Genomic DNA, 16,509 nt, shown 5'->3' with positions numbered 1-16,509 from the left:
TGGTTGGACACCTCCCACGTGCTTCGTCCCGTTACCGCTGTTCTCATCCTGCCCCGGTGGCTGCCGCGCGGCACGGGACGAAGGTCCCGCACCGGGGGCGGCGGCCCGGGCGGCGCCCCGCGCGCCCCGGCGCGGCCACCCGGCACCGGGTAGAGTCGGCCGTCGCCATCCCGCCGCTCCGCCCCCGTCCGCCGCGTCCCGCGCGCCACGGGGCGGCCCGGCGCCCCGGGCGGTGTCCCGCCCCGCGGCGGCCGGCCGGGGTTCCGCACCATCCACACGAGGCACATTCAGGTGAACGCACCGCCGGTCGTCGCATGGACCGAGGCCGACGAGGCCCGTACCGCCGCATGGCGCTCCGAGAGCGGCGCGCCGCCCCCGAAGCGGGTCGCGGTCGCGGACGACCGGATGAAGGCCGACGCCGCCTACAAGCTGGCCTGCGAGGGCACCGCGCTGCTGTGGCGCGGCGACTTCCACAACGCGCGGCAACTGCTGACCGCGCTGGCCCGCCGGATCGACCGCCGGCCGCGCAAGGCGCCGCCCGCCGATCCGGCGCTCGCCTTCCACCGGCACCGCGCGGCCCAGAACCACCGCGCCCGCATCCTGGGCATGCTGCTCGTCCCCCTCGACGCGGAGCTGGCGGTGCCGCTGCCGCGCGCCCCCGACGTACGCGCCGCGTGCGCCCAGGCGTACGGGCCGCCGGCCCCGGGGACGGCGCCCTCCGACGCCGCCTCGGTCGTCTCCCTGCGTGAACTCCTCGGCCTGATCGGGGCGTACGAGTGGCGCCGCAAGGGTGTGGAGATCCCCGCGCTGGGCGGGGACCGCATCCACCCGCACTACGGCGTCTTCTCCCCCGCCCGGGGCGAGTACGTCGACCTGGTGGCCGAGGCGCCGCTGCCCTCCTCGGAGCTGGCCTTCGACATCGGCACCGGTACCGGCGTCCTCGCCACGGTGCTCGCCCGGCGGGGCGTACGCCGGATCGTCGCCACCGACCAGGATCCGCGCGCGCTCGCCTGCGCCCGGGAGAACACCGAGCGGCTGGGCGTCGCGGACCGGGTCGAGATCATCGAGGCCGATCTCTTCCCCGAGGGACGCGCGCCGCTGGTGATCTGCAACCCGCCGTGGGTCCCCGCCAAACCGGTCGCCCCGGTGGAGTACGCCGTGTACGACCCCGGCAGCCGGATGCTGCGGGGGTTCCTGAACGGCCTGGCGGACCATCTGACCCCGGAGGGCGAGGGCTGGCTGATCCTCTCCGACCTGGCCGAACACCTCGGCCTGCGCCCCCGCGCGGAGCTGCTGGACGCCTTCGCGACGGCCGGACTGACCGTCGCCGCCCGCCACGACATCGCCCCGCGCCACCCCCGCGCCCGCGACACCGCCGACCCGCTGCACGCGGCGCGGGCGGCGGAGGTCACGTCGTTGTGGCGGCTGCGGGCCGGGGCACACGGGGGCTGAAGCCGCGGCGCGGTCGGGTCCCGGCCGGGAGGCGGGGACGCGGGGCCTGTGCGTACCGGATGCGCACCGCGCCGGGGGGCGGCCGACGGCTGCCGCCCGGCCGGGGCACGGTCCACCACCCTGCGGACGCCCTCCGGTCCCATCGCGTACGGCACCGGCACCCGCCCCGCCCGCGCGGTCGCGGAGCGGTGCAGGGCGGGCCACGCCCTGATCGGCGCTGGTCAGAGCCGCTCCACCGAGCCGGATGACGAGCAGCGGCCCGATCCGCCCGGCCCCGCGCGCGGCGGCCCCATCGGGGAAGCGGGCCACACAGCCCTCTCGCCCGACGGGACACCGAAGCCCACCCTCAGCGCGGCGGCCCGCTCCCCCACGCACCCGCGCCCCGACCGCCGTTCCACCGCACGCCGGCCACGGCCCCCACCCGCCCTCCGCAAGAACCCCGGAGCCCGCCCCTCAGCACAGCGACCCGCTCCTCCGCGCACCCCGCCGCTCAGGCACCATGGACCCACCATGGATCCGCAGCTTCTCCTCACGCGCGCCCGCCGGCTCGCCGCCTCCGCGACGCCCGGGCGGCGCCGCCTGCTCGGCATCGCGGGTCCGCCCGGCGCCGGGAAGTCGACGCTCGCCGCCCATCTGGTGGACCGGCTGGCCGGGCGGGCGGCGCTGGTCCCCATGGACGGCTTCCACCTCGCCACCGCCGAACTCCGCCGCCTGGACCGGCTCGGCCGCAAGGGCGCCCCGGACACCTTCGACCCGGACGGCTACACGGCCCTGCTGACGCGGCTGCGCCACCCCGTCCCCGGATCCGTCGTGTACGCCCCGGAGTTCGACCGCCGCATCGAGGACCCCGTCGCCGGCGCCCTCCCCGTCCCGCCCGAGGTCCCGCTCGTCATCACCGAGGGCAACTACCTGCTCCTGGACACGCCCGCGTGGCGGAGCGCCCGCGCCCTGCTGGACGAGGTCTGGTACGTCGACCTGCCCGGCGCGGAGCGCGTACGGCGCCTGATCGCGCGTCACGAGCGGTTCGGTGCCGCACGCGAGGCGGCGGAGCGGTTCGTCCACACCTCGGACGAGGCCAACGCCCGGCTGGTCGCCGCCACCCGGGAACACGCCGATCTCGTCGTGACCTTCCGTCCCGACGCGGCGCCCCGCCCGCCCGGCGCCACCTGACCGGAACGGCCCGGCCCCGGCGCACCGCCCGGACCGGAGATTCCCGGCACTCACCGCACGCTCCGGACGTTGCCCCGAAGGGGCCGCACCCCACTCCACCTCGTACGACACGGCTCACAGGACGGACGGAGCATGACCCAGGGCATCACCGCATGGAGCGAGGTCGAGAACGGCACGGTGCCGATCGACGACGGCGAGCTGTTCTACGAAGCCGCCGGTACCGGCCCCGCCGTGGTCCTGTTGCACGGCGCGCTGCTCGATCAGCGCATGTGGGACGAGCAGTTCGTCTGGCTCGTCAACTCCGGCCTCCGCGTGATCCGGTACGACCTGCGGGGCCACGGCCTCTCCTCCACCGCGAGCGGCGACTTCGCCCACCACGACGACCTGCGGGCGCTGCTCGACGCGCTCGCGGTGGACCGCGCCGTCCTCGTCGGCCTCTCCCACGGCGCCCGGGTGGCCCTCGACGCGGCGCTGACCCACCCCGACCGCGTCACGGCGCTCGCCCTCGCCTCACCGGGCATCAGCGGACGCCCCTTCACCGACCCGTTCCTCCTCACCCACCTGCGGGAACAGGCCGCCGCGAGCGGCGAGGAGGACGGCATCGAACGGTACGTCGAGCACTTCCTGCGCGCCTGGGTGGACGGCCCGCACCGGTCCCCCGAGGCCGTCCATCCCGGACTGCGCGAACGGCTGCGCGCCGCCGCCGAGGCCAACATCGAGGTCCACTCCGACGGCACCGGCACGCCCCTGGAAGCGGGCGCCGCCGACCGCCTCACCGAACTCCGCGTCCCCACCCTCGTCCTCGACGGCGACCTCGACACCCACGACATCTCCGCCAACGCCCACACCCTCACCCTGACCGTCCCCGGCGCCCACCGCGTCCGCGTCCCCACCGCCGGCCACATGGTCAACCTGGAGAACACCCCCCACTTCGACCACGCCCTCCACGGCTTCCTGTCGTCGCTGGAGTACTGAAACACCGCAGGGCCGGCCGAAGCCCGCAAGCCCCGGCCCGGTGAGTACGGCGCGCGGATGCTGCCTCGTACGGGCGCGCCACCGGGCGGGGCAGGTCCGGACGGCTCGCCCAGGACCGCCCGGCCGGACGCTTCCCCGGTACGGGAACGGAACGACCGGCCGGCGGCGGGCGGGACGCCCGGACCGCACGGCGAGAGAACAGGGCCGAGCGGCACAGCGCAGGCCCGGAAACCGAAAGCCCCGGGCGCCCCTCCCCCGTTACGGAGAGGAACCCGGGGCTGAGCCGAGGGCGAGGCGAATGGGCAGGTGGGCGGGCCGCTTCAGGCAGGTGGGCGGCCCGCTTCAGGTGGGCGGGCGATCCGCTTCAGGCAGGCGGGCGACCCGCTTCAGGCAGGCGGGCGGGCCGCTTCAGGTGGGCGGCCCGCTTCAGGCAGGCGGGCGATCCGCTTCAGGTGGGCGGCCCGCTTCAGGTGGCCTGGCTGGAGGCCGCCGGTTTCCGGTCGCCTGACCGGAGGCCGCCGGATTCAGGTGGCCTGGCCGGCCGCCGCTCCCGTTTCCCGGTCCGGGCCCCAGCGGGCGAGCGCGGCGGCGAGGTCCAGCGGGCGGAGCCGGTCCGGTTCGTCCGGGCCCGGACGGTCCTCACGGGGGACCCGCCACATGACCTCGAACTCGTTGCCGTCCGGGTCCTTGGCGTACAGCGACTTCGACACGAGGTGATCGCTCTCGCCGACCAGCGCGCCCCGCGCCACCAGCAGCTCCCGGGCCGCGACCAGCTCCCCGAGCGTGCCGACCTCCCAGGCCAGGTGGTACAGCCCCACCCGCCCGGTGCCGGGCCCCGGCGCGCCCTCCCCCACGGCGAACAGCCCCAGATCGTGATCGTTCAGGGACCCGGCCGCCCGGAGGAACGCCGCCCGGCCGGGCACCTCGTCGACCGGAACGAGCCCCAGGACCTCCCCGTAGAACGCCACGGACACCGCGACATCCCGTACGTACAGCACCGCGTGATTCAGCCTGCGCACCGGCACCGGACCCACCTTCCTCTCCGCAGCGGCGGTGAACGACAACGTCAGCGACGCACCGGACGCCCTTCACACACCGGACGCCCGTTATGCACCGGTCGTCAGCTACACCCCGGCCGTCAGTTACGCACCAGCAGCACGATCCCGGCGAGCACCACACCCAGGAGCAGGGCCGACGCGCCGTACCGCAGCCGGTGGGAGCGCAGGACGGGCACCCAGCGGTCGAGGGCGTAGCGCCCGGGGCCGGTCAGCGCGAGGGCGGCGGCGCCCAGGGTCAGCAGCAGTTCGTACTCGACACCCTTGGGCAAGAAGAAGCCGCCACCCCACTTGACGGCGAGCGCGTTGATCATCGTGCCCACGACCGCCGCCGCGGCCAGCGGCGTGAACAGCCCGACGACCAGCCCGAGCCCGCCCAGCACCTCACTGAGCCCGGCCACCACGGCCATGGCGTGCCCCGCCGGGTACCCGCTCATCGTGAAGAACTGCCCGGTCCCGTCCAGCCCCGGCCCGTCGAACCAGCCGAACAACTTCTGCGCCCCGTGCGCCGCCATCGTCAACCCGATGGCCAACCGCAACACCAGCAGCCCCACGGCATACCCGTGCGGGGACGAATCAGGATGCTCCGGCGCACCGGCACGCGCGGTCGGGACGTTACCGAGGGGGGTGGTCATGGCAATCCGCTCTTTCGGACGGGAACACGGACATTTACTTGAAACTTCAAGTCATCCCTTCCGACGATACACAGCCGCCCCCTCGGCGACAAACGGTCCGAACGATCCGACGGCACCCGACTCCGCCCCCGCACCGGCCCGCGCGCACTCCCCCGGCGCGCGTACACCCGGGCGCCCGTGCATACGGAAGGCCCCCTGCGGATCTCCGCAAGGGGCCTTCCGCCCAAGAGGCTCACACCGTCACTCGTCGCGGGCGGCGGCACCCTGCCCCCTCCAGGCCGCCCACGCCCGCCCCCACCAGGGCCAATGCAGCAATCACCGGAAAAGCGAGCCCCCGACCCCCAAGCGCACACGCACCCACCACGCCCGACCCGGCACAACGGCGTCCCCCGGTACTCGGCATCGCCCCCGAACGCCAAAGGCCCCCCGCCGCAATCGGCGAGGGGCCTTCTCCCTGGTGGGCACAGACGGATTCGAACCGCCGACATCTGCTTTGTAAGAGCAGCGCTCTACCGCTGAGCTATGCGCCCTGGTCGAGGCGACAGACTACCTTGCCGTGCGGGCGGAACCGCAAGCCAGCGGGTGTAGCGCGAACTTACCGGACGGTGTGTTCGTTTCTTGCGGGTGGGAGAATGGCAGCCGGTTCCGGGGCGATCCGATCGGGAGAGGGATGTGACGGCGACACACACGCAGCCGTACGAGCAGCGAGCACGCCGTCGGGGCCGTCGGGGGCCGTTGCGTGAGGCGGTGGGGCTGATGATGCTGCCGTTGCCGCTGCTGGTCGCGGTGGTTCCGGCGGCGTTCGCCGGGGGCGGTACGCGGCGGTGGTTCGGGCGCGGGGACGGGCAGCGGGCCGAGGCGCAGGCGGCGAAGGACGCGGCCGCGGCGGCGTTCTACGAGCTGGACACCGCGCAGCGGGATCTGCGGATCTCGATCGAGACGATCACCGCGGTGGACAGTTCGCCGCGGGCGAGCCGGGTGGCCGAGGAGTACCAGGGGTTCGTCCGGCGGATCGACGAGGTCAGCCAGGGGTACATCACGGCCGTCGACGCCCATGACCTGGACCGCGACGATCTGGACGGTGCGGCCGCCGGGCGGGCGCGGGCGGATCTGACGCGGGCCCGGGAGGAGCTGGAGCGGACCAGGGCCGATCTGGAGCGGTTCGGGCAGGGGCTCGGGCCGCTGCTGGCGGCGGCGGAGACGCAGTTGGCGCGGCTGGCGCCCGCCGTGGAGCGGGCCCGGCAGGCGCTGCTCGCGGCGAGCAACGCGCTGGACGCCGTACGCGCCAAGGGGCTGAAGGCCGACGGGTTGGCGGCCCGGCTGGCGGCGCTCGCGCCGGAGCTGACCAAGCTCAACGAGGGCGCGGGGCGGCACGGCGTCCAGGAGACGGTCCGGCGCGCCGACGCGGTGCTGCGGCAGGCCGAGGAGGTGCGGGCGGAGGCCGAGCGGCTGCCGGAGCGGGCGGCGGAGATCGACAAGCGGCTGGTGTCGCTGCGTACCCGCGCGCAGGCGATCTCGACGCGGGCGGAGCAGGTCGATCCGGTGCTGAGCGAGTTGCGGCGGCGGTACAGCGCGGCGTGCTGGCAGGACCTCCAGCGCGTCCCCGAGCAGGCGGCGCAGGCCGTGGCGCAGGCCGGGACGAAGCTGCGGGAGGCCCAGCGGGCGCGGGACGAGCAACGGTGGGCGGACGCGACGAGCCATCTGGCGACGGTCCGGGCGCTGCTGGACACCACGAACGACGCGGTGTCGGCGGCGGGTGACCGGCTGCAGCGGCTCGACGCGGTCTCGTTCGACCGGCAGCAGGAGGTCGACCGGACGCGGTTCGCGATCCGGGACGCCCAGCGGCTGGCGATGACCGGCCGCAGCACCCCCGACCCCCGCCACGCCCGCCCGCTGGACGACGCGGTCGCCCGGCTGGACCGCGCGGTCGCCGGCCTGGAGGGCCGCCACCCCGACTGGTGGCACTTCCTGACCGAGACGGAGGCGGTACGCGAGACCGCCGCGCGAGTGGTCCGCGAGATCCGGGAGGAACGGGGCGGGGCGGGAGGGTGAGCGAGCCGGGAGGGTGAGCGGGCCGGGCGCGCGCCCGGCCACGGTCCGGTGCCGGGCTCCGGCCCGTACGGCGGGAACCCGGCCCGTACGGCATGCTCCCGGCCTGGACGGCGGGGCTCCCGGCCCGTACGGCGGCCCCCGGGCCAGGGCGCCCCGCGAGGCAGCCGGGCCCCGACGCGCCCCCACAGTCAGCAGCCCGCCCCTGGACCGATCCCCGAGCCGGGCGGGCGAGACCCGGAGCAGGCCCCGAGCCGCCAGACTTCCGACGCGCCCGGGCCACCGATCGGACCGCGGACTCCACGGCCGTAGCCCCTCCCCCAGCCCGGACGGGCAAGACTCCGGAACAGCCCCACGCACCGGCCGCCCCCCGACGCACCCCGGCCACCGGACCACAGGCCCCACATCCATAGCCCCTCCCCCAGCCCGGACGAGCAAGACTCCGGAACAGGCCCACGCACCGGCCGACCCACGACGCACCCGGTCCGCGCCCCGGCATCGGGCTCCGGCGCCGGGCTCCGGCATCGGGCCCCGCACCTGTTCCGCGCCCGTAGGGCACGCTCCGGCCCCACCCGTTCCACGCCTGTAGGGCACGCCCGCCCCCTTACCCCATCCCGGCCGTTCCGTCGCTCTCCGGGGTCCGTTGGCGTGGTGTGGTGGTCTGGCGGATGCTGGGAAGCAGCACTGCCCAGGCGGCACGTTCTGCGCGAGGGAGGCCGGAGATGGCTACCACTGGGGCTACCGGGACCACGAGGGTCGGGCCGCACGGTCTGCACGGGCCCTCGAATCTGTTCCGCGGGGGCAAACTGCGTCACACCCGGCTCGATGAGCATCTGCCGGTCGATCACCGGCTCAGCAAGGTCTACCGGGTCGGCGCGGGCGTGATGGGGCTGATCCTGGTCGCGTTCGGCATTCTCGGGCTGCTCGACAAGATCGGGTTCTTCGACACCGGTGGCGACACGGTCGCCGGGCTGAACACCAACGGTGCGCTGAGCGTCCTGTCGATCGTCGTGGGCGTCATCCTGTTCGGCGGCATGGTCATCGGCGGCAACATCGCGTCGACGCTCAACATCGTGCTGGGCGTGCTGTTCCTGCTCAGCGGGTTCGTGAACCTGGCGCTGCTGGAGACGGGCGCGAACTTCCTCGCGTTCAAGATCCAGAATGTGCTGTTCAGCTTCGTGGTGGGCCTGCTGCTGATGGTCTTCGGCATGTACGGGCGGGTCAGCGGCGGTCTGCCGCACGACAACCCGTACTGGCGCGCCCGCCACCCCGAGGCGGCCCACCGGCGGACGCCCGCCCCCGGCCCGACGGCCGCGCGGCAGGCGGCGCTGGAGCAGCTCCAGGAGGGTGGCGGACCGGACACCGGACGGGCGGGGGCCTGACCCCGCCGGGCCCGGGCCCCGAGGGGCGGGGGCCGGGCCCGGCGCCCGGGGGCCCCGGGGCGAGCAAGGCACAGCAGGCCGGGCCACGACTGAGGGCCCGACCACCGGCCGACAGCCACCGACCGGGAAGCGCGCCAGGACCCGGGGCGAGCAAGGTACAGGAGGCCGGGCCACGGCTGAGGGCCCGGCCGCCGACCGCCGACCGGGAAAGCGCGCCAAGACTCGGGGCAGGTAAGGCACAGCAAGCGGGCAAAGGCTGAGGGCCCGGCCGCCGACCGCCGAGTGTCGCCCGGACGGGACGACCCGGGCGGAACGACCCGTTCGGACCGCTCCCACTCGGACCGCTCCCACCAGCGGTGACGGCTCCCTCCGAGGCGGGGCGCCCTTTCATCCGTCGCCCCTTTAATCTGTCGCCATGCCTCGTTACGAGTACCGGTGCCGTCCTTGTGGTTCCACCTTCGAGCTGAGCCGGCCGATGGCCGAGTCCGCCGCGCCCGCCCTCTGCCCGGAGGGGCATGAGGACACCGTGAAGCTGCTCTCCACCGTCGCCGTGGCCGGATCCGCCGCGGCGCCCGCGCCTTCCGGGGGCGGGGGCGGCTGCTGCGGAGGCGGCTGCTGCGGCTGATCCCGCGGCGCCCGTGGGGACGAAGCCCGGCGCGGACACGGGGCCCGGGGTACGGGCCCGGCGGGCGCGGGGCCCGGAGGCGGCGGCCGGGTACGCACCCCGGCGGGCGCGGGGCGGTACGAGCCCCGTGGCCGGTGTCCGGGTACGGAAGAAGACCCCCGGTGTGATGGAGCTGTCCAGGAACACACCACGCCCGGAGGTCTTCGTCTCCTACCGTATCTGGCGCTGACCTGCTCGGACGCACCCGCCCGAACCGTCGGCGCCGGGCCGCGCCGTCAGACCGGTGCGCCCAGGACGCCGTCCCCCTCCCGTACCCCCTCGCAGAAGGCGCGCAGGATGGCTTCGCCCGCCGCGATGCCGCGTTCGGGCAGGGCCGTGACCTGAGGGGCGTGGAAGCCGGTGGCGGCGAGTTCGCCGTGGGCGGGACGCCAGGCGCGGTCGGCGGCGAGGAGGAGGTCGGCGTCGAGGAGGGAGTCACCGGCGGCGAGGATTTCGGCGGCGCCGGTGCGGCGGCGGACCTCCGTGACCGCGGCGCTCTTGGTGAGCGGCTTCGGCACCGCGTAGACCTTGCGGCCCTGGAGCGAGACGGACCAGCCGCGGGCGTCGGCCCAGGCGGTCAGCTCCTCGATCCAGCCGTCGGGCAGCAGCGCCCGTTCCACGACGAGGTAGGCGAAGAGGTCCTCGGCGGTCCGCTCCCGGAGCAGCCAGGCGGGGTCGGCGGCGCGGACCAGGTGGGCGCGGACCTCGTCGAGCGGCGCGCTGCCCTCGGCGAGGCGGGCGGCGACGGTGCGCTGCCAGTCGCGGTCGCTCTCGCCGTCCACCAGCAGATGGCCGCCGTTGGCGCAGACCGCGAAGGGCGGCGGCGGGCCGGGCAGGTGGATGCGGCGGTACTGCTCGCGGGTGCGGGTGGTGGCCGGGACGAAGAGCGCCCGGGCGGGCAGTCCTGCCAGGAGCGCCGCGGCGGTCTCCGTCACGTACGACAGCGGGCGGTGTTCGTAGACCTCGACGCAGAGCAGGCGGGGCGCCTCGGCGTCGGGCATGGTGAGGTCCATGGCCGCCGCCGAGTAGATCAGGGTGCGGTCGAGGTCGCTGGCGACGAGGGTGTGCGTCATCAGGCCACCGTCCGTCCGTCGGCGCCGGTCGCGCCGCGGGTGAAGCGCGGGTGGATCAACCCGACGCAGGCGTAGGGGAGTTCGCCGACCTCCTCGACGGGGACACCGCGTTCCTCGGCGAGCAGACGGACGTGGTCGAGATCGGGTCCGGCGCCGCGGCGGGCGAGGATCTTCCACGGGACGCGGCGCAGCAGCACCCGGGTGGTCTCCCCCACGCCGGGTTTGACGAGGTTGACGTCGTCGATGCCGTACTCCGCGCTGATCCGCTCGACGGCGGCCCACCCCTCCCAGGTGGGGCGGCGGTCCTCGGCGGCCAGGCGGGCGGCGTCGGCGGCGACGCCGCCCTCGACCTCGGTGAAGCGGGCGGTGATCGCTTCGAGGAAGGTGCCGGAGAGGTCGGCGCCGGCCAGTTCGCGGTAGAACTTCGCGCCGTGGAAGTCGTCCGGGCCCACCAGGTCGTCGCGGAGGACGGTGCGGGAGATCAGGCCGGAGACGGTGGAGTTGAGGCAGGCGGACGGGATGAGGAAGTCGTCGCGGGTGCCGTAGACCGGGACGCAGCCGCCGGGGTCGGCGAGGACCGCCATCCGCGGTGCGAAGCCGGGGAACTCTTCCAGCGCGGCGGTGAGTTCGCGGGTGATGGCGCCCTTGCCCGTCCAGCCGTCGACGAAGACGACGTCGGCCGGGTCGTGGCGGTCGGCGAGCCAGCGCAGCGCGGTGGTGTCGATACCGCGGCCCCGGACGATCGAGACGGCGTAGTGCGGCAGGTCCAGGCCGTGCGCGTGCTGTGCCCAGCGGCGCATCAGGACGCCGACGGGGGTCCCGGCGCGGGCCAGCGAGACCAGGACCGGCGGGCCCGCCGTCCGGCCGCGGGCCGCGTGGTCGGCGAGGACGGTCTCGGTGACGGCGCCGACGGCGCGGGCGATACGGGCGGCGGAGGTCTCCAGCGCGGCGTGGAACAGCGCCTGGTAGCGCTCGGAGGGCTGGTACTCGACGGGCAGCGACTCCGCGTAGTGCGCGCCGCCGCTCTGGATGGCCTCCTCCCGCTCCTCGGTCGGCGCCTCCAGCGTCACCGCCGACAGGTCCTGGAGCAGCCAGCCGACATCCTCCGGGGCGTACGAGGAGAACGCGGGGCCGCGCAGCGGTTCGGGAAGGGGCACGGTCGGGGCCTGTCGGTGCGGTGCGGGATCCGCCGGGGCGGGGCGCGGGGTGCGGGCGGGGACGACGGCGAGGAGCAGCCGGTCGGTGTGGGCGCCGAGGCGGTCCAGCAGACCGCCGGGGGCGTGGAGCGCGGGGGTGTCGCCGGGCGCGTCGGTGACGGCGACGATCGCGTCGAAGCGGCGGGCCGGGTCGGCGCCGGGCGCGACGTTGTAGGCGTGGCGCGGGCCGGGGCCGTCGGCCGGGTCGTCGTGGGCGGGGAAGGTCAGGCGGGTGCGGAGGGCGTAGCCGGGGTCGTCGACGGCGAGGACCGGGGAGCGGGTGGTGGTGGAGAAATACACCGCCGGGCCGTCGTCGTCGCCGGTGGGGTCCGCGGCCCAGGTCTCGGCGGCGCGCTCGGCGTCCAGGGCGCCGAAGCCGCCGGGTGCGGCGAGCCGCGCGTCGAGGGTCTGGGCCAGCCGCAGCGGCGCGTACATCAGCTCCTCGGTGCCGAGGACGAGGATGCGGCGGGCGCCGGCGAGGTGGTCGCGGATCCGGCCGGCCATGGCGGGCAGCGCCGCGTCGAGCCGGGCGCGGTGGGCGGGCGTGAAGCCGTGGCGGCCGCCGTCCGGCAGGCCGTCCGGCCATCCCAGGTCGACCCGGACGGCGGCGTTGCGCGACGCGGCGGGCGGCGCCTGCTCCGGGACGTCGTGGGCGGCGACCAGCTCCTGGCCGCGCCGCAGCACATCGGCGGGCAGCCGGACGCCGCCGGTGGCCAGCGCGAGGAGGTCGACGCGGGCACCCAACCCGGCGGCGAACTTCTCCAGGTGGCGGCGGTCGCCCTCGGAGCGCATGTCGACGAGGGCGACGACGACGTACCGCTGCCGGGGGAAGCGGGCGTGCAGCGACTCGATGGTGTTGAGGACCGTGCGGCCGGTGGAGAACTCGTCGTCGACGAGGACGAGCGGGCCGTCGCCCGCGAGCAGCGCCGGGTCCTCGGGCAGCAGCAGATGGGAGGTGGCGTGGGAGTGCTCCTCCTCGAAACCGCCGGCCGGGGCGACGCCCGCCACCGGCCGCCGGGTGGAGTGCAGATACGGCGCGAGGCCCAGCCCGTCGGCGACGGAGTGGCCGAGTCCGGTGGCGGTCTCGGCGTAGCCGAGGACCACCGCGCGGGCGGCCGCCTCGTCACCGAGCAGGGCGCGCACCCGGCGGCCCAGCCCCACCCCGACGCCGTGCACCACACCGGGCCGCTGCGGCACATGCTTGCCGAGCACGTGCGAGACGAGCAGATGGGCCCGTTTGGGGTTGCGCCGCAGCGCCAGCCCCAGCAGCCCGGGCAACTGGTCCCCGCCGCTGAGCGAGACCCCGAGCCGCCGAGCGACCCATTCTCCCGTCCACACCACGCGTTTCTTCTCCTCCGTCGGTTTCTCTGCGGATACGGGCGCCGTGCCGGGCCCGTCGTACGTCGGCGTCCGCCGGGTCAGTCCCGCGGCACGCTCGCGGTGAGCAGCTCCACGAAGTCGACGCCCTCGCGGGCCACCCCGAACGCCTCGGCGCGCAGCAGCGTGCGCTCCGCCCAGGCGCGGTGCGGCTTCACCTCGTTCATCTTGTTGGTGTAGGCGGAGCGCAGGACGCCGCCGTCGCCGCGCTCGGGCCGCAGGATGTCGGCGGCGTCGCTGAACTCCTCGTGGCTGACGACGGACAGGGCGTGCACCGGCGCGACGTGCGAGGGGTGGATGCAGGTCTTGCCCAGCAGGCCGTTGGCGTGGTCCAGCTCGATCTCGCGCAGCAGTCCGTCCATGTCGTGCTCGATCAGCGCGGTCCGAAGCTGCTCGGCGCGGCCCTGGAACGGGCTGCGGCGCAGTTGCGGTTTGAACATCCGCTCGTGCAGCCGGAAGTACTCCCACACCGGCCCGGTCACGGTGAACCCGCTGCCGTCGGCCCGCCCCAGCACGTTGACGACGTCGGCGATGACGGACGCGACGATCTGGACGTCGTACGCGGTCATGTCCGGCGCGCGGCGCAGTCCGTAGGCGGAGCAGAAGTCGGTGACGCCCAGGCGCAGGGCGAGGACGCGGTCGCGGTGGGCGCCGACGGCCGCGGCGATCCCGGCCAGCGTCTCGCGGCGGGTCTCCAGGTGCAGCAGTTGCGGGGACTCCAGGACCGGCATCGCGAAGAGCCGCTGTCCGCAGGCGCTCTCGGCGGCGCGCAGGGTCTGAAGGAACTCCGCGCCGCTCTCGGCGGTGAACTTCGGCAGGACGAAGCCGGAGAGGCGGCGCACCGCGGGCCCCATCCGCCGGGCGAGGTCGGCGAGCTGGCCGGGGGTGCGGACGCGTATGAAGAGGAGGGGGAGGTCGGCGCCGTCCCCGGCCGCCGCGTCGAGCCGGGCGAACTGCCGGACGAGGTTGGCCTCCCCGTCCGTGACGTCCGCGTCGCTGATGGAGTCCTCCAGGCACAGGACCATCGAGACGACGCCGCGGGCGGCCTGTTTGAGGATGTCGTCGGCGAGGCGCGGCCGGGTGGCGGGGCTGTAGAGCGTGGCGCCGAGCGCGGTCGCGAGGGTGCGGGCGGGCGAGGCGGCGGTGAACTCCGCCGGCTCCTGGTGGAACAACTTCTTCCGGATGTCGGGCCCAAGATGCCCAAAATGCCGCATACAACTCCCCGTATACAGGCGCGAACCGGGCATACCCGCTGCGTCATGACCTCTGGATCCAGCCGATAATCGTACGTGCGCGGGGTGTCGGAAAGTTCCCTCGGGCGGGAAATCACCCCGTCACGCCCGCCACACGCCCCCGCGGGCCCGGCCCCCCGCGTTGTCCGCCCGGCCCCGGGGAAGGCAGGATTGCGCTATGACGCACGCCATGCTGAAGGGGTCGAACGTACCCGTGGACACGACGGCCGTACGGGCCGTCCTGCGGTGGACCCCCGGCGCGGGCGTCCCCGATGTCGACGCCTCGGCACTGCTGGTGGGGCCCGACGGACGCGTGCGCTCCGACGCCGACTTCGTCTTCTACAACCAGCCCCGGCACCCCGACTGCGGCGTCCGCCACCTGGCCAAGACCCCCGTCGGCGAGAGCCTGACCGACAGCCTGGAGGCGGACCTCACCACCCTCGACGCCTCCGTCGACCGCGTCGTCCTCACCGCCTCCGCCGACGGCGGCACCTTCGCCCGCGTCCCGGACCTGCGGGTTCTGCTCTACGACGCGGCCGGCGGCGACGGCGAACCGCTCCTGGTCTTCGACATCGCCCCCGACACCGGCGACGAGACCGCCCTGATCTGCGGCGAGCTGTACCGCCGCGCCGGCAACTGGAAGTTCCGCGCCCTCGGCCAGGGCTACGACAGCGGCCTCCTCGGCCTGGCCACCGAGTTCGGCATCTCCGTCGACGAGGACGACGAGGGCCACTCCCCCGAACCGCCCACGGCACCCGCACCGGCCCCGCGCCCCGCGACGCCGCCCGCCACCGCACCGCACCCCGCCGCTCCGCCGGCCCCGGACGGGCCTGCCGCGACGGGCGAGGACAGCCCGGTGGTCCCGCCACCGTCCGCGTGGCCCGAGGAAGCGGCCACCCCACCGGTCGCCGCGGCGGGTGGCGGCCGCCCGGCGTCCGACCCGGACGCCGCGACCCAGCACGTCCCGGACCCGGCGCCCGGCAGGCTCCCCGACTCCTTCCCGCTCGCCCCGCCGCAGGGCTCCCCGGCGACCGGCGGCTACGGCTACCCGCAGCACGTCCCGCCGCCGCCCGCCCAGCCCCCGGCCCGGCCCGCCTACGGCTACCCCGGCCCGCCGCACCAGCAGCCGGCCCCGCCGCCGTACCAGCCGCAGCCCGCGTACGGCTACCCGCAGCAGCCCCCGGCGTACGGCTACCCGCAGCAACCGCCCGCACCGGAGCCGTCCTTCGTCCTGCCGCCCCAGGGCCCGCAGTTCCAGCGACGCTGACAACACCGCGCCCCGGCACGGCCCCCACGGCGGAAGGCGCGCCCCGGGGCGCGGCGGACGGCGATCGGACCGGACCCGGCGGGCGGCCGGACTCAGCGGCTGCCCCGCCGCGGCGGCCGGTCCCGGGTACGGCGAACGGAACGGCGCGGCTCAGCCGCCGGGCGCGGGTACGGCGGCCGCCCCGGCTCCGCGCCCGCGCTCACGTCTTCGACTTGTAGCCCCGGCCCCACTGGAGCCCCCAGCCGTAGAGCCGGTCCAGCTCCGCCTGGAAGCCGTAGACGTACTTCACCTCACGGCGCACCGTCAGCTCGCCCTTGACGTTCTCCAGCGTGAAGATCGCGCAGGACCGGGCCTGCGGCGCCCGCTCGTCGAGCCGGATCTGCACCCGCGGCCCGGTGGTCGGGTAGAGCGTCACCACCGCGTGCGTACGGTCGAAGGCCGGAGTGCCGTCGTAGATGTAGACGAAGATCAGCAGCCGCTTGATCTCGTCGCTCTGGTCCATGTTGATGTACAGCGTCTCGCCGGACGGCGAACCGAACCGGTCATCGCCGCTGAGCTGCACATACGGCGGGGCATTCAGCTCGCCGAGGAAGTCGCCGAGCGGCTGGACCACGCCCTTGGTGCCGTCCTTCAGCTCGTACATGCAGGCCAGATCGAGGTCGATCTTGACGACCGCCGGGCCCTGCGACTGCACCATCTCGGGCGTGAACATCCGGCTCGGGTGCCGCAGCAGGGTGCGCAGGCTCCGGGTGTTCCGGTCGCCCAGATCCGTGGTCCGCATCTGCCAGTGCAGATTGACCCGCATATGGCCGTGGTCCGCGCCCTGTTTGCTGAGCGAGACCACCGGCTTCCGCTTCGTCAGCTCGACGACGTACGAACCGCCGCCGTTGTCGAACGCCGGCGCACCACCGCGCCAGAAGTTCCCCAGGAACGACACTTGCCCACCCCACAGATCGACCGATGACAACGGGGCGGCCCGAGG

Annotated in this window: 13 protein-coding genes and 1 tRNA gene; 7 read left to right on the top strand and 7 right to left on the bottom strand. The window is 75.1% G+C overall.

What is annotated here, in order from left to right; translation table 11 throughout:
* The first annotated feature begins 291 nt into the window (after positions 1-291).
* From ACGH2B_RS20200 to ACGH2B_RS20190, 3 genes are all read left to right on the top strand, one after another.
* Positions 292-1,452, top strand: coding sequence for a methyltransferase (locus ACGH2B_RS20200; RefSeq protein ID WP_399091504.1), 1,161 nt, complete (start codon positions 292-294; stop codon positions 1,450-1,452).
* A gap of 510 nt (positions 1,453-1,962) precedes the next feature.
* Positions 1,963-2,622: a nucleoside/nucleotide kinase family protein gene (locus ACGH2B_RS20195; protein WP_399091501.1), complete on the top strand. Its 660-nt coding sequence runs from the start codon at positions 1,963-1,965 to the stop codon at positions 2,620-2,622.
* Positions 2,623-2,754: 132 nt separating this feature from the next.
* The gene (locus tag ACGH2B_RS20190) at positions 2,755-3,597 is read left to right on the top strand and encodes an alpha/beta fold hydrolase (RefSeq protein WP_399091498.1); all 843 of its coding nucleotides are present in this window, start codon (positions 2,755-2,757) and stop codon (positions 3,595-3,597) included.
* Between the two features lie 524 nt (positions 3,598-4,121).
* Here ACGH2B_RS20190 and ACGH2B_RS20185 read toward each other — a convergent pair.
* From ACGH2B_RS20185 to ACGH2B_RS20175, 3 genes are all read right to left on the bottom strand, one after another.
* Complete coding sequence (locus ACGH2B_RS20185; protein ID WP_399091496.1) at positions 4,122-4,622, bottom strand: VOC family protein; 501 nt, start codon at positions 4,620-4,622, stop codon at positions 4,122-4,124.
* 113 nt (positions 4,623-4,735) lie between these two features.
* A complete protein-coding gene (locus ACGH2B_RS20180; protein ID WP_399091493.1) occupies positions 4,736-5,287 on the bottom strand; it encodes a DoxX family protein in 552 nt (183 codons plus the stop codon).
* A gap of 455 nt (positions 5,288-5,742) precedes the next feature.
* Positions 5,743-5,817 (bottom strand) — tRNA-Val (locus tag ACGH2B_RS20175).
* A gap of 226 nt (positions 5,818-6,043) precedes the next feature.
* Between ACGH2B_RS20175 and ACGH2B_RS20170 the strand changes: the two genes are divergently transcribed.
* The 3 genes from ACGH2B_RS20170 (at position 6,044) to ACGH2B_RS20160 (ending at position 9,343) form a co-directional block, all read left to right on the top strand.
* On the top strand, positions 6,044-7,339 hold the full coding sequence (locus ACGH2B_RS20170) for a hypothetical protein (RefSeq protein ID WP_399097161.1): 1,296 nt from the start codon (positions 6,044-6,046) through the stop codon (positions 7,337-7,339).
* Between the two features lie 719 nt (positions 7,340-8,058).
* Positions 8,059-8,718 carry a DUF4383 domain-containing protein gene (locus ACGH2B_RS20165; RefSeq protein ID WP_399091490.1) on the top strand — a complete coding sequence of 220 codons (660 nt, stop codon included), beginning with the start codon at positions 8,059-8,061 and terminating at the stop codon, positions 8,716-8,718.
* A 415-nt stretch (positions 8,719-9,133) separates the two neighbouring features.
* The gene (locus ACGH2B_RS20160) at positions 9,134-9,343 is read left to right on the top strand and encodes a zinc ribbon domain-containing protein (RefSeq protein ID WP_399091487.1); all 210 of its coding nucleotides are present in this window, start codon (positions 9,134-9,136) and stop codon (positions 9,341-9,343) included.
* Between the two features lie 275 nt (positions 9,344-9,618).
* Here ACGH2B_RS20160 and ACGH2B_RS20155 read toward each other — a convergent pair whose 3' ends face one another.
* The 3 genes from ACGH2B_RS20155 to ACGH2B_RS20145 all read right to left on the bottom strand — a co-directional run bounded on the left by ACGH2B_RS20155 (position 9,619) and on the right by ACGH2B_RS20145 (position 14,242).
* Positions 9,619-10,455: an HAD family hydrolase gene (locus ACGH2B_RS20155; protein WP_399091484.1), complete on the bottom strand. Its 837-nt coding sequence runs from the start codon at positions 10,453-10,455 to the stop codon at positions 9,619-9,621.
* On the bottom strand, positions 10,455-12,992 hold the full coding sequence (locus ACGH2B_RS20150; protein WP_399091481.1) for a phosphoribosyltransferase: 2,538 nt from the start codon (positions 12,990-12,992) through the stop codon (positions 10,455-10,457). Before ACGH2B_RS20150 ends, ACGH2B_RS20155 begins: the two co-directional genes overlap by 1 nt.
* Positions 12,993-13,069: 77 nt before the next feature.
* Positions 13,070-14,242 carry an HpcH/HpaI aldolase/citrate lyase family protein gene (locus tag ACGH2B_RS20145; RefSeq protein ID WP_399091478.1) on the bottom strand — a complete coding sequence of 391 codons (1,173 nt, stop codon included), beginning with the start codon at positions 14,240-14,242 and terminating at the stop codon, positions 13,070-13,072.
* Between the two features lie 196 nt (positions 14,243-14,438).
* Here ACGH2B_RS20145 and ACGH2B_RS20140 point away from each other — a divergent pair, with 196 nt between their 5' ends.
* A complete protein-coding gene (locus tag ACGH2B_RS20140) occupies positions 14,439-15,527 on the top strand; it encodes a TerD family protein (RefSeq protein ID WP_399091475.1) in 1,089 nt (362 codons plus the stop codon).
* Between the two features lie 199 nt (positions 15,528-15,726).
* Here ACGH2B_RS20140 and ACGH2B_RS20135 read toward each other — a convergent pair whose 3' ends face one another.
* A complete protein-coding gene (locus ACGH2B_RS20135; RefSeq protein ID WP_399091472.1) occupies positions 15,727-16,464 on the bottom strand; it encodes a Tellurium resistance in 738 nt (245 codons plus the stop codon).
* Positions 16,465-16,509 lie beyond the last annotated feature (45 nt).

Source organism: Streptomyces sp. BBFR2, from assembly GCF_044497305.1.
Lineage (GTDB): Bacteria > Actinomycetota > Actinomycetes > Streptomycetales > Streptomycetaceae > Streptomyces.
The sequence above is the reverse complement of the archived record's forward strand: the minus strand, read 5'-3'. Positions and strand labels throughout refer to the sequence as shown.

Bases quoted from the DNA above. Each gene is read 5' to 3' on its own strand.
- ACGH2B_RS20180 (WP_399091493.1), bottom strand. From the start codon at position 5,287: ATGACCACCCCCCTCGGTAACGTCCCGACCGCGCGTGCCGGTGCGCCG.
- ACGH2B_RS20155 (WP_399091484.1), bottom strand. From the start codon at position 10,455: ATGACGCACACCCTCGTCGCCAGCGACCTCGACCGCACCCTGATCTAC.
- ACGH2B_RS20195 (WP_399091501.1), top strand. From the start codon at position 1,963: ATGGATCCGCAGCTTCTCCTCACGCGCGCCCGCCGGCTCGCCGCCTCC.
- ACGH2B_RS20170 (WP_399097161.1), top strand. From the start codon at position 6,044: ATGATGCTGCCGTTGCCGCTGCTGGTCGCGGTGGTTCCGGCGGCGTTC.
- ACGH2B_RS20160 (WP_399091487.1), top strand. From the start codon at position 9,134: ATGCCTCGTTACGAGTACCGGTGCCGTCCTTGTGGTTCCACCTTCGAG.
- ACGH2B_RS20190 (WP_399091498.1), top strand. From the start codon at position 2,755: ATGACCCAGGGCATCACCGCATGGAGCGAGGTCGAGAACGGCACGGTG.
- ACGH2B_RS20140 (WP_399091475.1), top strand. From the start codon at position 14,439: ATGACGCACGCCATGCTGAAGGGGTCGAACGTACCCGTGGACACGACG.
- ACGH2B_RS20145 (WP_399091478.1), bottom strand. From the start codon at position 14,242: ATGCGGCATTTTGGGCATCTTGGGCCCGACATCCGGAAGAAGTTGTTC.
- ACGH2B_RS20165 (WP_399091490.1), top strand. From the start codon at position 8,059: ATGGCTACCACTGGGGCTACCGGGACCACGAGGGTCGGGCCGCACGGT.